Origin of the sequence: Bradyrhizobium icense (assembly GCF_001693385.1) — a bacterium.
GTDB classification, from domain to species: domain Bacteria; phylum Pseudomonadota; class Alphaproteobacteria; order Rhizobiales; family Xanthobacteraceae; genus Bradyrhizobium; species Bradyrhizobium icense.
The window spans coordinates 1522486-1544082 of sequence record NZ_CP016428.1 but is presented as its reverse complement, the minus strand read 5'-3'; the positions used below and the strand labels follow the sequence as shown (position 1 = coordinate 1544082).

General features: G+C 63.1%; 23 protein-coding genes. 12 read left to right on the top strand and 11 right to left on the bottom strand.

Annotated elements, in window-relative coordinates; genetic code table 11:
* The first annotated feature begins 195 nt into the window (after positions 1 to 195).
* The 4 genes from LMTR13_RS07330 (at position 196) to LMTR13_RS07315 (ending at position 3732) form a co-directional block, all read left to right on the top strand.
* Positions 196 to 756, top strand: coding sequence for a LemA family protein (locus LMTR13_RS07330; RefSeq protein WP_065727306.1), 561 nt, complete (start codon positions 196 to 198; stop codon positions 754 to 756).
* Positions 757 to 903: 147 nt separating this feature from the next.
* On the top strand, positions 904 to 2088 hold the full coding sequence (locus tag LMTR13_RS07325) for a M48 family metalloprotease (protein ID WP_065727305.1): 1185 nt from the start codon (positions 904 to 906) through the stop codon (positions 2086 to 2088).
* A gap of 164 nt (positions 2089 to 2252) precedes the next feature.
* Positions 2253 to 3005: a P-loop NTPase family protein gene (locus LMTR13_RS07320; RefSeq protein WP_065727304.1), complete on the top strand. Its 753-nt coding sequence runs from the start codon at positions 2253 to 2255 to the stop codon at positions 3003 to 3005.
* Between the two features lie 58 nt (positions 3006 to 3063).
* A complete protein-coding gene (locus LMTR13_RS07315; protein ID WP_065727303.1) occupies positions 3064 to 3732 on the top strand; it encodes a P-loop NTPase family protein in 669 nt (222 codons plus the stop codon).
* A 118-nt stretch (positions 3733 to 3850) separates the two neighbouring features.
* Here the strand turns inward: LMTR13_RS07315 and LMTR13_RS07310 are convergent, their stop codons facing one another.
* Together LMTR13_RS07310 and LMTR13_RS07305 are read right to left on the bottom strand one after the other, a co-directional pair.
* Positions 3851 to 4390, bottom strand: coding sequence for an adenine phosphoribosyltransferase (locus tag LMTR13_RS07310; protein WP_065727302.1), 540 nt, complete (start codon positions 4388 to 4390; stop codon positions 3851 to 3853).
* A 15-nt stretch (positions 4391 to 4405) separates the two neighbouring features.
* Complete coding sequence (locus tag LMTR13_RS07305) at positions 4406 to 6571, bottom strand: anthranilate synthase component I (protein ID WP_065727301.1); 2166 nt, start codon at positions 6569 to 6571, stop codon at positions 4406 to 4408.
* Positions 6572 to 6896: 325 nt separating this feature from the next.
* On the opposite strand from LMTR13_RS07305, the gene LMTR13_RS07300 reads away from it, so the two are divergent.
* Positions 6897 to 7892 carry a VOC family protein gene (locus tag LMTR13_RS07300; protein WP_065727300.1) on the top strand — a complete coding sequence of 332 codons (996 nt, stop codon included), beginning with the start codon at positions 6897 to 6899 and terminating at the stop codon, positions 7890 to 7892.
* A 179-nt stretch (positions 7893 to 8071) separates the two neighbouring features.
* On the opposite strand, the gene LMTR13_RS07295 is transcribed toward LMTR13_RS07300, so the two are convergent.
* The 4 genes from LMTR13_RS07295 to petA form a co-directional block, all read right to left on the bottom strand.
* A complete protein-coding gene (locus LMTR13_RS07295) occupies positions 8072 to 8974 on the bottom strand; it encodes an NAD-dependent epimerase/dehydratase family protein (protein WP_065727299.1) in 903 nt (300 codons plus the stop codon).
* 34 nt (positions 8975 to 9008) lie between these two features.
* Positions 9009 to 9683, bottom strand: a complete 675-nt coding sequence (locus LMTR13_RS07290) for a dienelactone hydrolase family protein (RefSeq protein ID WP_065727298.1) — start codon at positions 9681 to 9683, stop codon at positions 9009 to 9011.
* A gap of 142 nt (positions 9684 to 9825) precedes the next feature.
* Positions 9826 to 11898, bottom strand: a complete 2073-nt coding sequence (locus tag LMTR13_RS07285) for a cytochrome c1 (protein ID WP_065727297.1) — start codon at positions 11896 to 11898, stop codon at positions 9826 to 9828.
* Positions 11899 to 11965: 67 nt separating this feature from the next.
* Positions 11966 to 12496 (bottom strand): ubiquinol-cytochrome c reductase iron-sulfur subunit, encoded by a 531-nt coding sequence (petA, locus tag LMTR13_RS07280; RefSeq protein ID WP_065727296.1) that lies wholly within the window; start codon positions 12494 to 12496, stop codon positions 11966 to 11968.
* Between the two features lie 278 nt (positions 12497 to 12774).
* Between petA and LMTR13_RS07275 the strand changes: the two genes are divergently transcribed.
* From LMTR13_RS07275 to LMTR13_RS07245, 7 genes are all read left to right on the top strand, one after another.
* Positions 12775 to 13260 (top strand): tRNA (cytidine(34)-2'-O)-methyltransferase, encoded by a 486-nt coding sequence (locus LMTR13_RS07275; RefSeq protein WP_065727295.1) that lies wholly within the window; start codon positions 12775 to 12777, stop codon positions 13258 to 13260.
* Positions 13257 to 13889 carry a 7-carboxy-7-deazaguanine synthase gene (queE, locus tag LMTR13_RS07270; protein WP_065732499.1) on the top strand — a complete coding sequence of 211 codons (633 nt, stop codon included), beginning with the start codon at positions 13257 to 13259 and terminating at the stop codon, positions 13887 to 13889. The genes LMTR13_RS07275 and queE overlap by 4 nt, the downstream gene beginning before the upstream one ends.
* A 16-nt stretch (positions 13890 to 13905) precedes the next feature.
* Positions 13906 to 14298 carry a 6-pyruvoyl trahydropterin synthase family protein gene (locus LMTR13_RS07265; protein WP_065727294.1) on the top strand — a complete coding sequence of 131 codons (393 nt, stop codon included), beginning with the start codon at positions 13906 to 13908 and terminating at the stop codon, positions 14296 to 14298.
* 111 nt (positions 14299 to 14409) lie between these two features.
* Positions 14410 to 15297: an oxygen-dependent coproporphyrinogen oxidase gene (gene hemF / locus LMTR13_RS07260; RefSeq protein WP_156795465.1), complete on the top strand. Its 888-nt coding sequence runs from the start codon at positions 14410 to 14412 to the stop codon at positions 15295 to 15297.
* Between the two features lie 69 nt (positions 15298 to 15366).
* Entirely contained in the window at positions 15367 to 15636 is a 270-nt protein-coding gene (locus LMTR13_RS07255) for a YodC family protein (RefSeq protein WP_065727293.1), read from the top strand.
* Between the two features lie 144 nt (positions 15637 to 15780).
* Complete coding sequence (locus tag LMTR13_RS07250) at positions 15781 to 16512, top strand: HAD family hydrolase (protein WP_065727292.1); 732 nt, start codon at positions 15781 to 15783, stop codon at positions 16510 to 16512.
* Positions 16513 to 16752: 240 nt separating this feature from the next.
* On the top strand, positions 16753 to 17808 hold the full coding sequence (locus LMTR13_RS07245) for a hypothetical protein (RefSeq protein WP_065727291.1): 1056 nt from the start codon (positions 16753 to 16755) through the stop codon (positions 17806 to 17808).
* 5 nt (positions 17809 to 17813) lie between these two features.
* Here the strand turns inward: LMTR13_RS07245 and LMTR13_RS07240 are convergent, their stop codons facing one another.
* Genes LMTR13_RS07240 through LMTR13_RS07220 form a run of 5 tightly spaced genes read right to left on the bottom strand, consistent with a single transcriptional unit; the run spans position 17814 to position 21400 of the window.
* Positions 17814 to 18575 (bottom strand): sulfite exporter TauE/SafE family protein, encoded by a 762-nt coding sequence (locus tag LMTR13_RS07240; RefSeq protein WP_065727290.1) that lies wholly within the window; start codon positions 18573 to 18575, stop codon positions 17814 to 17816.
* Positions 18572 to 19831, bottom strand: a complete 1260-nt coding sequence (locus LMTR13_RS07235) for a CCA tRNA nucleotidyltransferase (protein ID WP_065727289.1) — start codon at positions 19829 to 19831, stop codon at positions 18572 to 18574. Before LMTR13_RS07235 ends, LMTR13_RS07240 begins: the two co-directional genes overlap by 4 nt.
* Positions 19828 to 20091 carry a DUF6111 family protein gene (locus LMTR13_RS07230; RefSeq protein ID WP_065727288.1) on the bottom strand — a complete coding sequence of 88 codons (264 nt, stop codon included), beginning with the start codon at positions 20089 to 20091 and terminating at the stop codon, positions 19828 to 19830. Before LMTR13_RS07230 ends, LMTR13_RS07235 begins: the two co-directional genes overlap by 4 nt.
* A complete protein-coding gene (locus LMTR13_RS07225; protein WP_418219757.1) occupies positions 20088 to 20750 on the bottom strand; it encodes a CoA pyrophosphatase in 663 nt (220 codons plus the stop codon). Before LMTR13_RS07225 ends, LMTR13_RS07230 begins: the two co-directional genes overlap by 4 nt.
* Positions 20751 to 20758: 8 nt before the next feature.
* Complete coding sequence (locus LMTR13_RS07220; RefSeq protein ID WP_065727286.1) at positions 20759 to 21400, bottom strand: DUF1285 domain-containing protein; 642 nt, start codon at positions 21398 to 21400, stop codon at positions 20759 to 20761.
* Positions 21401 to 21597 lie beyond the last annotated feature (197 nt).

Here is a 21597-nt window from a genome sequence, read left to right as displayed (position 1 = left end):
AAGCATCGAACCCGGAATCTCGAGATTCCGGGTCTGGTGCTTACGCACCATCCCGGAATGACAGCAGAGCGTTGGCCCTTGAACTTATCCCGCTCCACTTCCGACTAAAGCCATGCCCACCTCGCGGGCGGGCTGCCGCGCGCCCGGTTTTTCGTCTAGTTTCCCTGCCTCTTCGTCCCACAGGAGTTGTCCGTCATGTCGACCGGCTGGATCGTTTTCGGCGTCATCGTCATCATCGTGCTGTTTGCGTTCGCTGCGTATAACCGCCTGGTCGCGCTCAGCCAGCGCGTCAGCCAGGCCTTTGCCGACATCGACGTCCAGCTCAAGCAGCGCCACGACCTGATCCCGAACCTGGTCGAGACCGTGAAGGGCTACGCCAGCCACGAGCGCGGCACGCTCGACGACGTCATCAAGGCGCGCAATTCCGCAATGTCGGCGCAGGGGCCGGCGCAGGTGTCGGCGGCGGAAAACCAGTTGAGCGGCGCGCTTGGACGCCTGATCGCGCTGTCGGAGGCTTACCCGGACCTCAAGGCCAACGCCAACTTCCAGCAACTCGCCAGCGAACTGTCCGACCTCGAAAACAAGATCGCGGCCAGCCGCCGCTTCTTCAACAATGCGGTCCAGGAATACAACACCGGCATCCAGCAACTGCCCGCGGCGCTGTTCGCCGGCATGTTCGGCTTCACCCGCAAGGAATTCTTCGACCTCGGCACCAGCCGCACCGAAGTCGAGACAGTGCCGAGCGTGAAGTTCTGATCGATATGGCGCCTCGCCCTCCCCGTTATTCCGGGGCGTCGCAAAGCGACGAACCGAGGTGCGCAATTGCGCACCTGAGAATCTCGAGATTCCGGGTTCGCCGCTTTTGCGGCGCCCCGGAATGACGGCGTCTAGCGAAAGCTCATCATGGCCGCGTATGGTCTCTACACGCATATCGCATCGAACAAGTTTCGTTCGATGCTGCTGCTCGCCGGGCTGTTTCTGCTGATCTATGTGCTGGTCTTTGCCGGCGCGCTGGTTGCGGAAGTGGTGCTCAATAGCGGTGCTTCACTCAACTACTATCTGACGCGCGCCTCGCGCGACCTGATCGCAGCCTTCCCCTACGCGACAATCATCGCCGCCTTGTGGATCGCGATCGCCTATTTCTTCCACCAGAACATGATCGACGCCGTGACCGGCGGCGAGAGCGTAACGCGGCAACAGCAGCCGCGGCTCTATAATCTGCTGGAAAACCTCTGCATCTCGCGCGGCATCACGATGCCGAAGCTGAAGGTAATGGAAAGCCCGGCGCTGAACGCCTTCGCCACCGGGCTCAACCAGCGGCAATATTCCATCACGGTGACGTCGGGCCTTCTGCAGGCGCTCAACGACCAGGAGATCGAGGCCGTGCTCGGCCACGAGCTCACGCATATCCGCAACGGTGACGTGCAGTTGATGGTGATCGCCATGATCATCGCCGGCGTGGTGGGTTTCTTCGGCGAATTGTTCTTTCGAACGTTTACCAACCTGTCGTGGAACTCCACCGGCAGCGACTGGTCGTCCTCGTCATCTTCCTCATCGTCCTCCTCCTCTTCGTCGTCCGACCGCGGCAAAGGCGGCGGCGGCGCCGTCATGGCGATCATTATCGCGGTCGTGTTGATCCTGCTGGCCTGGCTGTTGTCGCAGGTCGTCAAGCTGGCGCTGTCACGGTCGCGCGAGCTATTGGCCGACGCCGGCTCGGTCGAACTGACCAAGAATCCCGACGCCATGATTACGGCGCTGCGCAAGATCGAGAACCGCGGCGAGCTGCCCGGCGCGACGTCTGCGGTCATGGAGCTCTGCGTCGACAATCCCCGCGAGGGGTTTGCCGACCTGTTCGCGACCCATCCGTCGGTCGATGCGCGCGTCAAGGCGCTGGTGCAGTTTGCCGGTGGCCGTGATCCCGGACCGCTCGCCCTTCCGGCGGTTGAACCCGGTGAGTCGGAGGAATCGCCCGCGGAGCAGCTCGAACCGCCGGCTCCCCGGGGCCCGTGGAGCGATTCCAGCGAGCCCGCCGGCGTTCCAGGCGCGCGCCCCGGCCCCTTGGACGGCCCTTGGGGCCCGCATCGCTAGATAGCCGCCCTGCCGACGCGCTGGATTAACGAATTCAGTACGAATAATGGCGACGGCCGTCTAATGAATTGAATTCTCCCTTGTTTCTGCCATGTTCGCGCCCAAAGCAGGGAATGGGGCATGCGGCCGCTCCCGCGGTCGGAACTGCTGTTCAAGGGAATTCCATGGCAAAGCCAGTCGTGATTGTGGTGGGCGCGGACAAGGGCGGGGTCGGCAAGACGACCGTGTCGCGGACGCTCCTGGACTATTTCAGCGCCAACAACGTGCCGACCCGGGCATTCGACACCGAATCGCCGCGCGGCACCCTGAAACGCTTCCACCCCGACATCACCGAGATCGTCGACATGACGACGACGTCGGATCAGATGAAGATCTTCGATACGCTGAACGCTGTCAGCCCCTCCGTCACCGTGATCGACGTCCGCGCCGGACTGCTGTCGCCGGCGCTGGCTTCGCTCCGCGACATCGGCTTTCTCGATGCCGCGAAGGCAGGGCAGATCACCTTTGCCGTGTTCCATATACTGGGCCCCTCGATCGCCTCGCTGGACGAAATCGCCGAGACCGCGAACTTCATGCAGGGCGCCAAATATTTCCTGGTGAAGAATTTCATCAACGATACCCAGTTCTTCCAGTGGGACCAGTCGACCTACAACTCCTACTTTCACCGTATCAAGGACGCCACCGATCTCACGATCCCCAAACTCAACGAAATGGCCTATGAGCAGGTCGAGGTTTCCTCGGTGCCGTTCCTCAAATTCGTCGCCAACAAGGGCAAGGACGACGAGGCCGCGAACTATTCGTTCGTGCTGCGCGGCTATGTCCGGCACTGGCTCGCCAACGTCTGGAGCGAGTTCGACCGCATCAAGCTGACCGATCTCGTCGGCGCCAAGCCTGGCGTGCGCGGCGGCGAAAAATAGTCGGATAGCCGCCGCGACGGGGCTGGATTAGCCGAAAAATTCCTTGATATAGCGGGTGATGAGCTCCACGCCTGTCTACATCATCTGCTCGCCCCGGCCGCTGGTCGGCAAGACGCTGCTCGCGCGTCTGTTGAGCGAGTTCCTGCTGCTGAAGGACGGGACGGTATCTTCCTTCGACATCAACCTGAAGGAACCATCGCTGCTCGAATATCTGCCGCGCATCACCGAGACGGCCGACGTGATGGACACCTACGGCAAGATGCAGCTCATGGACCGCCTGATCGTCAACGACGGTATCGCCAAGGTGATCGACCTCGGCTTTCATGCGTTCGACGAGTTCTTCAAGATGACCAACGAGATCGGTTTCCTGAAGGAGGCCGTGAGGCGTGGCGTGGCGCCGATCATCCTGTTCGTGGCCGATACCGACCGGGTTTCCGCGCGCGCCTATCCGACGTTGCGGGAGCAGATTCCGCTTAAAGCGCTGATTACGGTCGACAATGAGTACGTGGTGCGTGGCGAACTGCCCGAGGCGATGGGCCTGGGGCGAGTGCTGCGCATATCGGCGCTGCCCTCGTTCCTGAAAACCTATATCGACCGGCTGACCTTTTCCTTCACCGACTATTTGCGCAACGAGCGGGATACATCGACCGAGTTGCACCAGTGGATCCGCAGGAATTACACGAGCTTTCGGGAGCTCGAGTTCAGTTTGCTCCCGCAGCGGTCGTGATCCCTCCCGTCCGGCCAATAATATTATCCGGGTAATATTGACGTCGAACAGCCGGTCTGTTATGGCCTCTCCGATCCCGTTCGCAGGGACGACGCGTGGAGAGTTTCGCGCGAAAAACCTAATGCCCCTCGAACGCCATCAGCGTGCGTACCGGCACTTCCATCGCGCGCAGCTTGGCGGCACCGCCGAGATCGGGCAGATCGATGATGAAGCAGGCCGCGATCACGTTGGCGCCGATCTGGCGCAGCAATTTCACCGCGCCTTCCGCGGTGCCGCCGGTGGCGATGAGATCGTCGACCAGGATGACTCGCTCGCCGGGACGGACCGCGTCGGCATGCATTTCCATCTCATCGAGACCGTATTCCAGCGAATAGGCGATCCGCACGGTGGTGTGCGGGAGCTTGCCTTTTTTCCGGATCGGCACGAAGCCGGCGGACACCTGATGCGCCACCGCACCGCCGAGGATGAAGCCCCTCGCCTCGATGCCGGCGACCTTGTCGATCTTCAATCCCGCCCAGGGCTGCACCAGCTCATCGACGGCACGCCGAAAGGCGCGCGCATCCGCCAGCAGGGTCGTGATGTCGCGAAACAGGATGCCCTTCTTCGGGTAATCCGGAATGGTGCGGACGGTGGCCTTGATGTCGTGATCGAATGTCATTGGTCTCTCGCAATCTCAATTAGCGGGTACGTTCAGCCGAAACGCATTCTCGACGATGCGCAATCCCACCTCGCCGCCGAGCGACATCAGCGATTCCGGGTGAAACTGCACGCCGCCGACCGGCAAGGTCCTGTGTTCAATCGCCATCGCGACGCCGTCCTCGGTGGTCGCGGTGACCTCGAGCACATCGGGCACGCTGTCGCGCTCGACATAGAGCGAATGATAGCGGCCGATCACGATCTCATTCGGCAGGTTCTGCATCAGCCGTCCGCCGCGCACCTGAATCCGCGACGGCCGTCCATGCGCCGGCTGCGTGAGCTGGCCAAGCTGGCCGCCAAAATACTCGCCGATCGCCTGCACGCCGAGACAGACACCGAAGATCGGCAGTTTTCGGTCCAGCGCCGTTCCGATGGTCTTCGAGATTCCAAAATCCTCAGGGCGACCCGGGCCCGGCGACAATACCAGGAGATCCCAGCCCTTCCGCTTCAGCATCTCCTGCGCATGGACGTGCCGGACCACGGTTACGCTTGCGCCGACCTGCCGGAAATAGTCCGCCAGCATATGAACAAAACTGTCGTCGTGGTCGATCAAGAGCACCTTGCGGCCCGAGCCGGTGGCGTCGGGCGCAAAGGTCGACAGCGGTTTTGGCGCATCGCCCCGCAGCGCCTGGAACAGCGCGGCCGCCTTCACCTGGCACTCGCGGTCCTCGGCGGCCGGATCGGAATCGAACAGGCAGGTGGCGCCGACGCGCACTTCAGCCAGCCCATCCTTCATGCGGATGGTCCGGATAGTGAGCCCGGTGTTGATGCTGCCGTCGAAATTCACCGCGCCGATCGCGCCGGCATACCAGCGCCGCGACGAGCGCTCGTTGTCCTCGACGAACTGCATGGCCCACAATTTCGGCGCACCCGTCACGGTGACCGCCCAGGCATGGGTCAGGAAGGCATCCAGCGCATCGAAGCCCGGGCGCAGCATGCCTTCGACATGGTCGACGGTGTGGAACAGTTTCGAATAGGTCTCGATCTGCCGCCGCGCCAAGACCTTGATCGTGCCGGGGATGCAGACCCGCGCCTTGTCGTTGCGGTCGACGTCGGTGCACATGTTGAGCTCGAACTCGTCCTTCTCCGAGTTCAGCAACTGCCTGATTTGCTCGGCATCACCGATCGCATCGACGCCGCGCGCGATGGTGCCCGAAATTGGGCAGGTCTCGACCCGGCGTCCGTCGGAACGCACGAACATTTCCGGCGAGGCCGACACCAAAAATTCGCCGTCGCCGAGATTCATCAGCGCGCCATAGGGGGACGGGTTGATGCGGCAGAGCCGCTGGAACACTTCCGCCGGCGAGCGCTCGCAGGGCTCGGCGAACAATTGCCCCGGCACTGCCTCGAACAGGTCGCCGCGCGCGAACGCCGCACGTGCGACCTCGACCGTTGCCTGATATTCGCCGGGCGCATGATCGGCAAAGCCCTGGCGCGGCGTTTTGGCGTAAACGCTCTCAGCGGTGTCGCGCGGCAGGCCCTGGGTAGACTTTCCCTGCCAGGAGAAATCGTAGCTCAACACCACGCCACGGCCGGTGGCGCGGTCGTAGGCCAAAAGGCGATCCGGCACGTAGAGTACGATATCGCGCTGGTCGGCCTCCCGTGCCCGCTTCTGCACGAGATCCTCGATTTGGAACACGAGGTCGTAGGCGAAGGCGCCGAACAGGCCGAGCAGCGGATCATCGTTTGCGGTAAAGGCGGCGACGAGATCGCGCACCAGCGACATCACACTGGCACGGCGGGTGCGCTGGTCTTCCTCGACCGGCGCGGCGCCGCGGATGATATGGCCGGCCAGCCGCGTGGGGCTTCGCTCCGAAATCACGACGCAGGGCTCGCGCAGCACGTTGCCGAGGAAGGCGATCAGCACCTCGCCGCGCGCGTTCAACGCTTGGAGCGAGAAATTCGAGCCGGCCGTTTCCAGCACCAGCGGCGGATCGGCAAAGCCGAGGTCAAAGCTCTCATAACGCCCCGGCACCGTGGTGCCGGACGACAGCACCACGCCACGGCGGCGATCGAGCAGATCGATCAGGTCGTCAAGGCGCTTGGCGTTGCCGGTGAATTGCTCGACGGCGCGCGAAATCACGAGACCGCCGGCGGTCCGGTATTCGCTGTGCTCCGGCAGGGAGAAGGCTGTCCTGTTCATGTGATCCTCTTACGAAACTTCGGGAGGGCGCGCCACACAGGACAAACGAAGGGACCGTCGCACTGCGATGGCGACCTTCGACGATTGAAAAAATGAAATCGCACCGGCCACCTCTTAGGAGGTGCGCCACCAGAGACGGGAGGGGGTAACAACGGTGCTCATGGGAACCTAATCACCATCCGGCGGAGGCGATGTCAAGGGAGGGGATGGGCCGGGACGCCCGCCCGAAGCCAACTTTGGGTGTCGGGCGGTGCCAAATCTGCGTAGGATTTGAGCAAGCAGCGGCGCTTTCAACGCGCAAAGATTGCAAACCATGGAGGCAAGGATGGCACTGCTGGGTCTGGGATATGCAGGCTTCGGATCCGATAACCTCGATGACTGGCGGCAGTTCGGGACCGGCCTCGTCGGGCTGCAGGCGGTCGAGCGCGGCAACTCGCTGCTGGCCTTCCGGATGGACGACCGCAAGCAGCGCATCGTCATCGACCGCGCGATAGGCGAAGGGGCGCGCTTCTTTGGCTGGGAGGTCGCCGACAGCACGGCGCTGGATGCGCTGGCGGCGCGGCTGGAAGCGGCCGGCGTGCATGTCGTGGCTGAACCGCAGACGCTGGCCGACGCGCGGCGCGTGCGCGGCCTGATTTCGTTCCACGATCCTGCCGGCAACCGGCTGGAGGCGTTTTATGGCGCCGAGATCGACGACACGCCGTTCGTGCCAGGGCGGTCGATCTCGGGCTTCCGCACCGGCCCGCTCGGGCTCGGGCACGCCGTGCTGACGGTCGAGAATATCGAACCTGTCATGGCGTTCTACGTCGACGTGCTCGGCTTCGGCCTCTCCGACTACATCTCAAAACCGTTCCGCGCCTATTTCTTCCACGTCAATGCGCGGCATCACAGCCTCGCGTTGATCGAGACCGGCAGGCACGGCATGCACCATCTGATGGTGGAATTGTTCTCGCTCGACGACGTCGGCCAGTGCTACGACATCGCGCAGACGGAAGGCCGCGTCAGCGTCACGCTCGGCCGCCACACCAACGATTTCATGACCTCGTTCTACGCCAGGACGCCATCGTCCTTCATGATCGAATGCGGCTGGGGCGGCCGCGAAATCGATCCCGCGACATGGCAGCCGGTCGAGATGCATGACGGCCCGAGCCTATGGGGCCACGAACGCATCTGGCTGCCGCCCGAAGACCGCGCAGTCGCGCGCGAGATGCGCCTGCGCGCCGCAGCCTCTGGCCTGCGCGCGCCGGTGCAGGTGATGGAGGGCAATTACAAGCTGATGTCGGGGACGTGCGCGTGGTGGGATGGGGTGAGGCAGGGATAGGCAGCGCCTCATAACTGACGTCGCTCCTGCGAAAAGCAGGAACCCATAACCACAGGGAGTCATTGTTGCGCGAAGTCGTCGAACAGCATTTTCCAGAACGATAGGCCGCGGCGTATGGGTCCCTGCGTTCGCAGGGACGACAGCATCGGGAGCGGTCCCGCCTGCTATGCTCCGCTCGCCTACTCCCGATAGCACCCGTGCTCGATCTCGTCGATCAGACTGCGTGCCCGCGGCTGCCAGCCGAGTTCGTCCCGCGCGCGCTTGGCCCGCACGCGGCTGTTCGACGCCATCGTATCCTCGGCCGTGCCCTCGCCCCATTCAGCGGCGGCCTCCTGCATCGACATCGCCGTTGGCGGTCCCGCAAAACCCAACATGCGGTTGATGGCTTCGCACGCTTCGCGCATCGAGCTCTCGCCATTCTCGGCGAAATAAAAGCTACCGGCCGGCGCTTTCTCGATGGCAAGCGCGTAGAGCGTCACGAGATCGTCGATATGCACGTTGGACCAGATGTTCTCGCCGGGGCCGGCATGCGCCGCGTTGCCGCGTTTTTTTGCGAGATTGATCAGCAACGGCACCTGCACGCTGTCAGGTCCTGCGCCAAGGCCTCTGCCGTAGATCAGGCTCGGACAGATGATGACCGGCCGACATCCCTTATCGCGATGGGACAGAATGAACTCGTTCAGCGCGACTCGCGCCATCCGCGCGGGCGACGGCGTGACGGGCGTGTCTTCGTCGAAGATCGCATCCGACCGCTGGCCCTTGGCCCGCGTGCCGACAATGCTCGATCCCGATGTGTGGATGAACGGCTTGCCGCTTCCGGCGAGCGCGCCGAGCAGGCTCTCGACCGCGCCTCGGTGGTCGGCGCTCGCCGCATTGACGACGACGTCGGCGGCCTGCGCCGCCTGCGCCAGGATTTCCCTGTCGTCGAGCGTTCCCAGCAAGGGCTGGACGCCTCGCGCGCGAACCGCTTCGGCTTTTTCAGGCGAGCGAACCAATCCGGTCACCTGATGTCCGGCGACAATGAGATGCGCCGCGACCGACCCGCCGATATAGCCCGATGCGCCCGTGCAGAAGATTTTCATGCGCAGCCAACTCCTTCGCCGAAATGCGCTCAGCTTAGCCGAGATGCTTCCTGAAAAACTCCGTCGCCCGGCCCCAGGCGAGCTCGGCGGCCTGGCGATCATGCACGGCCGCGCGCTGCTCGTTTACGAAGGCATGTTCGGCATCGTAGCGGAACAGCTCGAGCGACTTGCCGGCGTCCTTCATCGCGTTTTCGAAGGCGTCGACCGCGGCCGGCGTGCACCAGTCGTCCTTGTTGGCGAAATGCGCCTGCAGCGGGATTTTCACGTCGGCAGGTTTGGCGGCCTGCTCCGGCGGAATGCCGTAGAATACGACGCCCGCCGTGAGCTCCGCAATCTTGGTCGCGCCGATGATGGTCACGGCGCCGCCGAGGCAGAAGCCGGTGAGACCCACCTTGGCGCCGTTGCGCGCCAGATATTGCGCGGCGCCCCGCACAGTCTGCGTGGTGGCGTCCATGAAATCCAGCGAGTTCATCTGCGCGTTGGCCGCGTCCGTATCGTGATACGGCACCACGACGCCCTTGTAGAGATCGGGCGCCAGCGCATCGAAGCCGGCCGCCGCAAAGCGGTCGCACAGGCCCTTGATGTTCTCCGACAGGCCCCACCACTCCTGCACCACCACCACGCCCGGAGCGTTGCCGCGCGCGGCGTTGGCGAGATAGCCGGCGGTTTCCTTGCCGTCCGGACGCTTGAAGGTGATGTGGGTGCCCATGGGTTCCTCCGCTGACTCTCGATCGGTTGCAGCCATTTTGGCCGCTGCGGGATCGGGACGCAATCGCCCGCCGGCGCATTGCTGGGCTCAACAAAAAAGCCCCCGAAGGGGCCTTTCCGAATTCATGACGCTTCAATGAAGCTCAGTGGGCGTTGGCCCAGACCTTCTTCTTGGTGAAGTACAGGAGCACGGTGAGCAGGATCAGGAACACGAACACCTGCAGGCCGAGCTGCTTGCGCGCCTCCATGTGCGGCTCCGCAGCCCACATCAGGAACGTGGTGACGTCCTTGGAGTATTGCTCAACCGTCGCCGGCGAGCCGTCGTCGTAGGTGACCTGACCGTCGTTCAACGGCTTCGGCATCTTGATGGCGTGGCCGGGGAAGTAGGTGTTGTAGTAGGAACCTTCCGGCAGATTGAAGCCAGCCGGCGGCTTGTCTTCATAGCCCTGCAACAGCGCCATGACGTAGTCCGGTCCCTGCTCCTGATACTGGGTGAAGAAGTCGATCAGGAACATCGGGAAGCCGCGGCCGTAGCTGCGCGCCTTGGTGATCAGCGACAGGTCCGGGGGAAATGCGCCGCCATTGGCCACACGTGCCGCCTGCTCGTTGGGGAACGGCGACGGGAAATAATCGGCGGGCCGGCCCGGCCGCTCGAACATCTCACCCTGGTCGTTCGGGCCGTCCTTGACCTTGTACTCGGAGGCGAAGGCTGCGGCCTGCGCCACCGAGTAACCGGGACCGCCGGTTTCGGCGAGATTGCGGAAGGCGACAAACGACAGGCCATGGCAGGAGGCGCAGACCTCCTTGTAGACCTTCAGACCGCGCTGCATGGCGCCGCGGTCGAACTTGCCGAACGGGCCGGAAAACGACCACTTCTGCGCCGGCGGCTTGGCGCTGCCTTCGGCGGCCCGGGCGCTCTCGGCGCCGCCCAGAAGCAGACCCCCGGCCACCATCAGCGCGATCACAGTCGAGACCATCGGCGCAGCCTTGCCGCCCGACTTGGCCAGCACGTCGTCCGCGATCGAGTTCGGCACCGGACGGGGCTTCTCGATCCGCGACAGCAACGGCAGCAGGATCAGGAAATAGGCGAAGTAGAGGATGGTCAGGATGCGGCCGACGATGACATAGATGCCCTCCGGCGGCTGGGCGCCGAGATAGCCAAGGCCGATGCAGACGACAACGAACATCCAGAAGAACTGCTTGGCCAGCGGACGATATTTCGACGACCGCGTCTTGGCGCTGTCGAGCCAGGGCAGGAACACCAGCACGATGATCGCACCGAACATCGCCACGACGCCGGCAAGCTTGTTCGGGATCGAGCGGAGGATGGCGTAGAACGGCAGGTAATACCATTCCGGCACGATGTGCGCGGGCGTTACCGCGGGATTGGCCGGGATGTAGTTCTCGGCGTCGCCGAGATAGTTCGGCATGTAGAAGATGAACCAGGCGTAGAACAGCAGGAAGCAGGAGACGCCGAACATGTCCTTCATGGTTGCGTAAGGCGTGAACGGCACCGTGTCCTTTTCGGTCTTCGGCTCGACGCCGGCCGGATTGTTCTGGCCCGCCACATGCAGCGCCCAGATGTGCAGCACGACGACGCCCGCGATCACGAACGGCAGCAGGTAGTGCAGCGAGAAGAACCGGTTCAGCGTCGGATTGCCGACGGCATAGCCGCCCCACAGCAGCGTCACGATGCTCTCGCCGAAATATGGCACGGCCGAGAACAGGTTGGTGATGACGGTGGCGCCCCAGAAGCTCATCTGGCCCCACGGCAGCACATAGCCCATGAAGCCGGTTGCCATCATCAGGAGATAGATGATGACGCCGAGGATCCAGAGCACTTCACGCGGCTCCTTGTACGACCCGTAATAGAGGCCGCGGAACATGTGGATGTAGACCGCGAAGAAGAACATCGAGGCGCCGGAGGCGTGGATGTTTCGCAGCAGCCAGCCGTAATTGACGTCGCGGACGATGAGTTCGACCGATTTGAAGGCGAGATCGGCATGCGGCGTGTAGTGCATCGCCAGGATCACGCCGGTCAGGATCTGCACGCCCAGCATCAGCGAAAGGATGGCGCCGAAGGTCCACCAGTAGTTCAGGTTACGCGGCGTCGGATACGCCACGAACGAGGAGTGCATGAGTCCCATGATCGGGAGGCGCCGTTCGATCCACTTCAAGGCGGGATTGGTCGGCTGGAAATCGGATGGTCCGCTCATTGATGCGATCCTGAGGAAGTAAAACGACGCGACGGCTTAAGGGGGACTCGGACTGGCGTCCGAGCCCTTAGCCGATCTGGATTTTGGTATCGGAAACGAAGGTGTAGGGCGGCACGTCCAGGTTGGTCGGCGCGGGTCCCTGACGGATGCGGCCCGACGTGTCGTACACCGACCCGTGGCAGGGACAGAAGAAGCCGTCGTACTGGCCCTCATGGGCGATCGGGATACAGCCGAGGTGGGTGCAGATGCCGACCACGACCAGCCACTGGTCATGGCCCGGCTTGACCCGCTGCTCATCGCTCTGCGGATCGGGCAGGCTCGATACCGACACCGCGCGGGCGTCTTCGATCTGCTTCTTGGTCCGGTGGCTGATGTAGATCGGCTTGCCGCGCCAGAACACCTTGATGTCCTGTCCTTCGGCAATCGGGGTCAGGTCGACCTCGATCGGCGCACCGGCCGCGACCGTGGAGGCATCCGGATTCATCTGGGAAACCAACGGCACCACCGTGGCGGCCGCGCCCACGGCGGCGACGGCTCCCGTTGCAACATAAAGGAAATCACGGCGTGTCGGATGGTCCGCCGAAGACGCTGTCGTCACGATCTCAAGCCCTTTCTTATCTGCAGCCAGCGGAACCGCCCCGGACCCACGCAAAAGCGCGCCCCGGAAGAGGCTGCCGGCGCCCGCGGCCCCCGCGGCGGCAGAAAAACCGCTTTTCCTCCCCCATTCCGGCGGAACAAGCAGTCCAGAATCGTTCTATTGGCACCCTTGCCGTGAGAGCGCAAGCCCGCTATCGGCTCGCAAGCGTGCAATGCACTAAATCTGCGCCCGATCGTGATTATTCAATCATTTCATCCGCGCTTCCGAAGCCCGACTCTATGCACATAGCGCTTTTCCAGCCTGATATTCCCCAGAACACGGGGACGATTCTGCGTCTGTGTGCGTGCCTGGACGTGGCGGCCCACATTATCGAGCCGGCGGGGTTTCCGATCTCGGACCGGCATTTCCGTCGGGCGGGAATGGACTATCTCGATCATGTGGCCCTTACGCGCCATGACTCATGGTCAAAATTCGAGCAATGGCGTAACGAAGCGGGTTTCCGGCTGGTGTTGTTTACGACCAAGGCGGCCGGTTCTTATCTGGATTTCCGCTACGAGAAGGACGATGTCCTGTTATTCGGGCGTGAATCTGCAGGGGTTACGGATGAGGTCGCGTCTGCCGCAGATGCGCGGCTGATGATCCCGATCAGGCCGGGCTTGCGCTCGCTCAATGTGGCGATGGCGGCCGCCATGGCATTGGGCGAGGCGCTGCGCCAGACCGGTTCCGCGCTTCCGGAAGGGCTGCGGTCCAAGGAGAGATGGTGAGCTACGCCGTCAAAGAGATATTTCTGACGTTGCAGGGCGAAGGCGCGCATGCCGGCCGCGCGGCAGTGTTTTGCCGTTTTTCCGGCTGCAACCTCTGGAGCGGCCGCGAACAGGACCGCGTGAGCGCCACCTGCCAGTTCTGCGATACCGACTTTGTCGGCACCGACGGCACGCTCGGCGGCCGCTATGCCACGGCAGACGATCTCGCCGACACCATCGCCGGGCAATGGACCGGCGAGAATACCAACCGCTACGTGGTCCTGACCGGCGGCGAGCCCCTGCTGCAGGTCGATCCCCCTTTCATCGATGCGCTGCATGCGCGCGGCTTCGCCATCGGCATCGAGACCAACGGCACGATCGAACCGCCCGAGGGGATGGACTGGGTCTGCGTCAGTCCGAAAGCCGGCGCCGAGCTCGTGGTGCGCCGCGGCCACGAGTTGAAGCTGGTCTATCCGCAGGCGGGCGCGGCGCCGGAAGATTTTGCGGGGCTCGATTTCGAGCGCTTTTCGCTGCAGCCGATGGATGGGCCCGACGTGCTCGAAAACACCGCGCGTGCGGTCGATTACTGCCTGCGCCATCCGCAATGGCGGCTCAGCCTGCAGACGCACAAGACACTCGGCATCAGATAGGATTTAGGTTTTCAAGATGTGGGAACTGACGAAATCGTTTCGCTTTGAAGCTGCGCATTCCCTGAAGGGAACGACCTTCGGCGCAGCCAGCGAGGAAATTCACGGCCATTCGTTTCGCGCCGAAGTGAGCGTGCGCGGCACGCCCGACCCGGAAACCGGCATGGTGATGGATCTCGGCCTGCTCGAGCGCAGCATGGAAGAGGTCCGGAAAGCACTCGATCACAAGCTCCTCAACAACGTCGAGGCGCTCGGGACGCCGACGCTGGAAAACATTTCGCGCTACATCTTCGAGCGGATCCAGCACGCAGGCCAAATCACCCGCGTCAGCGTTCACCGCGACAGTTGCAACGAAAGTTGCACGTATTTCGGGCCGCAAAAATTAATGGATAACTGCCATCACGAGGACTGAAGCGACGGCTTGTCCGCCGTAGCTCGAAGGCGGAAGCAATCCATTCTTTTCTCGTGGCACAATGGATTGCTTCGCTTCGCTCGCAATGACGGAAGGATACGGATCGACCACATGGACATGTCCATCATCGAGGATCGCAAGGCGCGCGCGAGAGCCTGGTTCGAAGCATTGCGCAACGACATCTGCGCGGCCTTCGAGCGGCTCGAAGACGACGCGCCGCCTGCCCTCTATCCCGGCGAGGCCGGTCGCTTCGTGCGCACGCACTGGGACCGCACCGACCACACCGGCAAGCCCGGCGGCGGCGGCTTAATGTCGATGATGCGCGGGCGGCTGTTCGAGAAGGTCGGCGTGCACTGTTCGACCGTGCAAGGCGAGTTCGCCCCCGAGTTCCGCGCACAAATTCCGGGCGCAGCCGACGATCCCAGATTCTGGGCGTCGGGCATTTCGCTGATCGCGCACATGCGCAATCCGCATGTGCCGGCGGTGCACATGAACACGCGCTTCGTGGTCACCACCAAGGCGTGGTTCGGCGGCGGTGCGGATCTGACGCCGGTGCTCGATCGCCGGCGCACCCAGGATGATCCCGACACACTCGCCTTCCATCAGGCGATGAAGGAGGCCTGCGGTGGATCGAACAGCGTTGCCGACTACGACAAGTACAAAAAATGGTGCGACGAATATTTCTATCTGCCACACCGCAAGGAAGCGCGCGGCATCGGTGGCATCTTCTACGATTGGCACGATTCAGGTGACTGGGACGCCGACCTCGCCTTTACCCAGGAAGTCGGCCGCGCCTTCCTGAAAATCTATCCTGAGCTGGTCCGCCGCAATTTCGCCCTGCCCTGGAATGCCGCCGAGCGCGAGGAGCAGTTGATCCGGCGGGGGCGCTACGTCGAGTTCAACCTGTTGTACGACCGCGGCACCATCTTCGGGCTAAAGACCGGCGGCAATGTGGATTCTATCCTCTCGTCGATGCCGCCGGAGGTAAAGTGGCCATGATCGCATGATCGAGTTGTCATGACTGATCGCTATGGTGCGATTCGTGTCATGTAATCCCAGGAGTAGATCATGGATTTGAAACCAGGCGACGTCGTCATCCTGAAGTCCGGCGGCCATCCTCTCAGTGTGGTGGAGGTCAACGGCGGCAACGTTGCGTGCGTATGGATGGGCAATGAAGGCGATCTGTTCCGCGAGACGCTGCCGCTTGCCGTCCTGGAGCTCGCCGAAGCCGATACGTCCGACGACGAGGAAGAAGACGACGAAGACGAGGACGAGGACGAGGACGAGGAAGAGGAAGAGGAAGAGGAAGAGGACGACCGCGCCAACAAGGTTGCGTGAAGCACTTTTTGACGCCGCCGGGATCGATGGTCCGGCGGCGTCGTTTCCCGGAATTGGACCCGGTGCGGGTGATCTGATATTCGCGGCAAGTCCGCCGCTGCTTCCCGCGGCCGATACCGCTCGAAGTGAGATGACCGCGAAACGATGACCCACCTGCCCCGCGCGATGCTAATCGACATGGACGACACCATCCTGTCGGCCTATGGACGTCCCGAGATCGCCTGGCACAATGTCGCGTCCGAATTTGCAGCCGAATTCGGGCCGCTGACCTCGCAGCAGGTTGCCGCTGCCGTTCTGGATTCCGCGCGCAAATTCTGGGCCGTTGCCGAAGCCGAATGGCGGCTGAAGCTCGATGAAGCACGGCGCGTCACCGTCAGGAACGGATTTGTCACGCTTGCCGAGAGCGGCCACGTGCTGGCGGAAGACCTCGCGATACGGCTCGCCGACCGCTTCACCGCCTACCGCGAAGAGGAGATGTTCGTCTTCCCCGGCGCGCATGATGCCATCGACGCACTGAAGGCGCGCGGCATCAAGCTGGCGCTGGTGACGAACGGCGCCGCGGGTGCCCAGCGCGCCAAGGTCGAGCGCTTTGCACTGTCGCATCGCTTCGATCACATCCAGATCGAGGGTGAGCACGGTTTCGGCAAGCCGGATGAGCGCGCCTATCTGCACGCGATGCAGGCGCTCGGCGTTACCGCGCCCGAGACCTGGATGATCGGCGACAATCTGGAATGGGAGGTGGTGGCGCCGCAGCGGCTCGGCATCTACGCCATTTGGATCGACGTGCATGGCGACGGCCTGCCGCCGGATTCAACCGTCAAGCCCGACCGCATCATCCGCTCGCTGACGGAACTCTTGCCTCGCGAGCCCGCCTAGAGCCTTTTCGGTTCTGATTGAATCAGAACCGGGCTCTAGCTTCTTGTCTTGACGCGTTTTCTTGACGCGAACCGTCCACTTCGCTGGAAAACGCTCTAACGCCCTGCAGCTCCATTGCCCGGTTGGCCGCGGCACCGCACGATCGCGTGTAGTGTGAGCTGTCTCACAGCGCGCAAGCAGGACATCCCAGATCGTGCCGACGTGGTTCCAAGGTTGAAGTCCGCGGATGGGAGTTCACCGATGCCGAACGACGACACGCATAAGCCCCCTGGGGCGGACGACATTGCACCGAAATCCGCCCCGCTGAGATGGCTCTGGAAATTCAATCACGGGCTCGACATCGTCAAAGGGTTGTCGATGGTTACCGTGGCGAGCAGCCTAGTGGTCGGCTATTTCCAGTATCTCAACGCCTATCAGGAGAAGGTGGGAAGCCAAGCCAAGGAAGACATGGCTGCGGCGACAGCGACATACACGGAGATTTCGGGCGCATTCGCTGAAATGCAGGCATTGCAGCAAACCCTGTATTCCGATTTCACGCGCGCTGTCAGGGGAAAGTTCGACGCCAGCGACAAGGCGCTCGACACCAAGAATGCGCAGGCGATTTCCGAGCGTTACGAAAAGGCCAGGATCGCACTGCGCGAAAATATCGACGTGCTGACGCGAAAGGCGGAAGTCTATATCGACTGGGCAAGCAATACTTATCGCGACCCGGCCGAGAAGCATAACGTCGGCGACGATCCGCTGTCGCGGCAGGTGCTGCGCGACTATGCCTTCGACTGCTCCGACAAGTATAACTTTCCGGCGTTCGGAAACGTGCATGCCGAGGACGATACGCCCACCAAGGAAGTTGCAGACGACGAATATTGCGCAATCGCCGAGAAACGGGGCGTCGACGACCGGACCAAGCCCAAAGATGCCTTCGTCCGGATCTGCGCCGGCCCTCAGGACAGGGCGGCAAAGCGAATCTACTGGTACAGCGCGAAGCACCACGTCCTGACGATGCACTACTGCTTCGAGGCCGCGCACGACAGACTTGCAGCAGCGCGGCAATGGGCCTCCCGAAGCGATCGGGACATCGCGAAGGAGAAGGAAATCGTCGAGCGCGAGAAGGAGATCAATGCCCAACTTGACGATCTGGCCGGCCGGGTCGGCGCGTTCAGCAGCCTGGCGCTACATCAGATGGAGCGAATTCGGGTGAAGTACCGTCCGGTCGGCTTCTTGTGCAGCGTGCCGCTGGTCCGCAACATACCGAACATCAACTGCTTCCCGATCCGCACGGCATCGCTGACGCACTGAGCCCTTCAAGGCCGCAGCGCCGAGGTGATCATGACGCCGCCGCCGACCATCACGGCGGCGTCGAGGATCGCGGTATGGATATGCACCGGCATGCGCTCGACGAAGGTCTTGGCGAGAAACGCGCCGGGGATCGCGATGGCGCCGATCAGGAGTGCGAAGGCAAGCACCTGCGCGGTGAGGACGCCGGCAAGGCCGAACACCGAAATCTTGATGAGACCGGTCACGACCGAGATCACCGCGTCGGTAGCGATCACGGCAGCCCCCTCGAGGCCGGACGCCATCAAGAGCGACAGCAGGATCACGCCGGAACCCGATGTCCCGCCGACCACCACGCCATACCCTACCGCGCTGACGCCGAGGCCGGTATCGCCGATCCTGATATCGCGGTGTCTGGCCAGCCGGCGTAGCGGCACGCTCAGGATCAGCATGCTGCCGATCACGAGCGCCGCGCCGGCGCCGGTCAGCCGCGTGTAGCCATAGGCGCCGAGCGCGGTGGTCAGCATGGCGGCACCGATCACGATCAGCGCGCGACGCCGGTCGGCATAGCGAAAATACGCCACGAAGCGACTGATATTCGTGAAAATCGCCGAGATCGCGATGATCGGCACCACGGGCTCGGCGCCGACCAGCGGCACCAGCACCAGCGGCATCAAGGCGCCGGTGCCATAGCCGGCAAGACCGCCGACGACGGAGGCCAATAGCGCCACGCCGCCAACCAGCACGAGTTGACCGACCGAAATGTCGGCGAAGCCGCCCAGAATATTCACAGCCGGTGATCGCGGGTGAAACGGGCGGCCGCCTGGTCGGCGATCGCGGCAAGCGCGGATGATTCAAGCGGAAAATCTGCGGCCAACCACGCGTCTTCCGCAAGCGTCAGCACGTGACCGAGGCCGGGACCTTCGGCAATGCCGCGGGAAATGAAATCGGCCGCCCTCAGCGGAAATTTCGGCGCGCTCCAGCGCTGCGGCAACGTTGCAAGCTGATGCCAGCGCGCGGCGCCATTACCGATTCCGCCTGTCCGCGCCCACGCCAGCATCAGCCGGTCGCGGTAGGGATCCTCGCCGAGCCGGTAGAGAAGCTGCCGAGCCCGCGCCTCATCCTTGGCAGCGAACCGCCACCAGCGATGGCCCATTGAATCCAGCGCCTTGGCTTCCGCATTGGAGAGCCGAAGACGGGCCGCGACGCGCCTCGCGTCCTCGGTGACCGCGACCGCGAGCGCAGCGAGCCGGCGGACGGCGTTCGGCGGCAGCCCCAGCGCCCGTTCGGCCGCGACCATCGCCGCGAAGGTCCCCGTATAAGCGACGCCGCCGAAGATCAGCAGCAGCAGGCCGGCATCCGCCATCGCCTGCAACGCAACCACGGCGCCTTCCGCGACCAATAGCTTCAACATCTCCATGCGCACGCGTTCGGCGGAAAGGCTCGAAAGCCCCGCGCGCCCGTCGATGCAGGCGAGATATCCGGCACGGTCGGGCTCGCCCGACCCGTAGGCGGCATGCATGCGGAAGAAGCGCAGGATGCGTAAATAATCCTCGGCGATGCGCTGGCCGGCATCGCCGATGAAACGCACGCGTTTGGCCTGGATATCGGCAAGCCCGCCGACATGGTCATGCACGACGCCCTCGGCATCGACCGAAAGCCCGTTGATGGTAAAGTCGCGCCGTTCCGCATCGCGAACCCAGTCGCGTCCGAATGCAACCCTGGCCTTGCGGCCAAAGGTCTCGGTATCCTCGCGCAAGGTCGTGACCTCGAACGGATGCGATTCAACGACCAGCGTGACCGTGCCGTGGTCAATCCCGGTCGGGACGCATTTGATGCCAGCCGCCGTGGCGCGGCGGACGACCTCGTCGGGCAGCGCCGTGGTCGCGATATCGATGTCGCCGAGGGGAATTTTCAGAAGCGCATTGCGCACGGCGCCGCCGATCACGCGGGCTTCCTCGCCATCGCCATTGAGCAACGCGAGCACGCGCGCGGCCGGACCGGATCTGAGCCAGGGCGCGTCCGACAGCACGCGGGCCTCGCTCATTTCCGTCCCCCGTGAACCAATTTTCCGTCTTCGAGGTGCGCGGGAACATAGGTCGAATTGGGCGGCGCGCCGGAGAATTGCGCCAGCAGGATGAAGCTGATCGCGACCAGGAGCAGCGATCCCAGCGCCAGTTTGGCGACAAGAAGTGCCGGCCAGGAGGAGGACACAAAGACGCCGGAACGGGTGGCAATCAGGAACAGCGCATAGGCCGCGAACGGGATCAGGAAAATGGCGATCTCGGTCAGGACCGGACGGATCATGCGAGATAAATCCGCTCATACAGCACGCGCAGGATCCCTGCGGTCGCGCCCCAGATGTAACGCTCGGCAAAGGGCATGGCGTAGTAGGAGCGCTCCATGCCGCGGAATTCCTTGGAATGGATCTGATGGTTTTCGGGATTCATCAGAAACGCCAGCGGCACCTCGAAGGCATCGACCACCTCGCCTTGGTTGATCGTCAGTTCAAAGCCCGGCTTTACACGCGCCACCGTCGGCAGGATGCGAAACCCGAACGCGGTTCCATAGAGATCGAGATAGCCGATCGGCTCGATGAACTCGCGCTTGAGGCCGACTTCCTCCTCTGCCTCGCGCAAGGCGGCGTCGAGCGGCGAAGCGTCCACCGCATCAATTTTGCCGCCCGGAAAGGAAATCTGGCCCGCGTGGCTGGACAGATGCGGCGAGCGCTGCGTCAACAACACGGTCGGCTCGCGGTGATCGACGACCGGGATCAAGACCGCCGCGGGCCGCACCGGCTGCTCGCGCGCGATGATCTCGAGCATGCGGTCGTTGCCCTCGTCGCCGGTCCTTGGAACGATGTTGGGATCGATCAGGCCGGGCGGCACGTCGAAATTCAGCCGCGCCTGGCTCCGTGTAAAGAACTCCGCCGAGTTGATCGGCGCCGCGTCCATCTTCTTCAGCATCGGCTCGTTCAAACCGCGTCCCTCACCTGCTTCGCGTCCGCCATGGCAAAGAACTCGCCGCCGGACTCGATGCCGAACATCGGCCGACCATCGACCACCCGCTCTTCCCCCATGTCAACCAGATCGTAATAGAGCGCGCGCGTCACTTTCGCCCACAGATCGGCGCGGACGTGCAGATAGGGCGTCAGCCCGCCGTCGGCGGCCATCTCGAAGCGAATACGATGGGCGGAATCGCATGGCACCCAGTCGTCAACGTTGGTGCGGAAGCGCAATAGCCTGCCGCGATCTCCGGCCTCTTTTTGCATCTCGACCGCCAGGAACGGCGCGTCGTCGACGCGGATGCCGACCTTCTCGACCGGGGTCACGAGAAAGTGCTTGCCGTCCTCGCGTTTGAGAATGGTCGAAAACAGCCGTACCAGCGCCGGCCGCCCGATCGGCGTCCCCAAGTAGAACCACGTACCATCGCTGGCGATTCGCATGTCGAGATCGCCGCAGAACGGCGGATTCCAGAGATGGACCGGAGGCAACCCCTTCCCGGCCGGGCTCTGACTGACGGCCTCCCTGGCGGCAACCGTCAGACCTTCGAGCCCCTTGCTGTCAGAATCCTTGCCTTCGTGCCGCTGGCCGCTTGTTTGCCCTTGCTTCGCCATTGTTTGCCCTGAGTCTCGGCGCCTCGATTGGCACGATTGGTGCACATATACCGAGATATGTGTTCCCGGCGATTTGTGTCCGTACTATTGCCGATCAAGTCGCCAGATCGTGATGCCGTTCATACCCCGAAATACCGATAATGTGGGGATAGTTTAATTCAACGAATGCATGGCCTTTGCACAGGTTTAGCATGAGT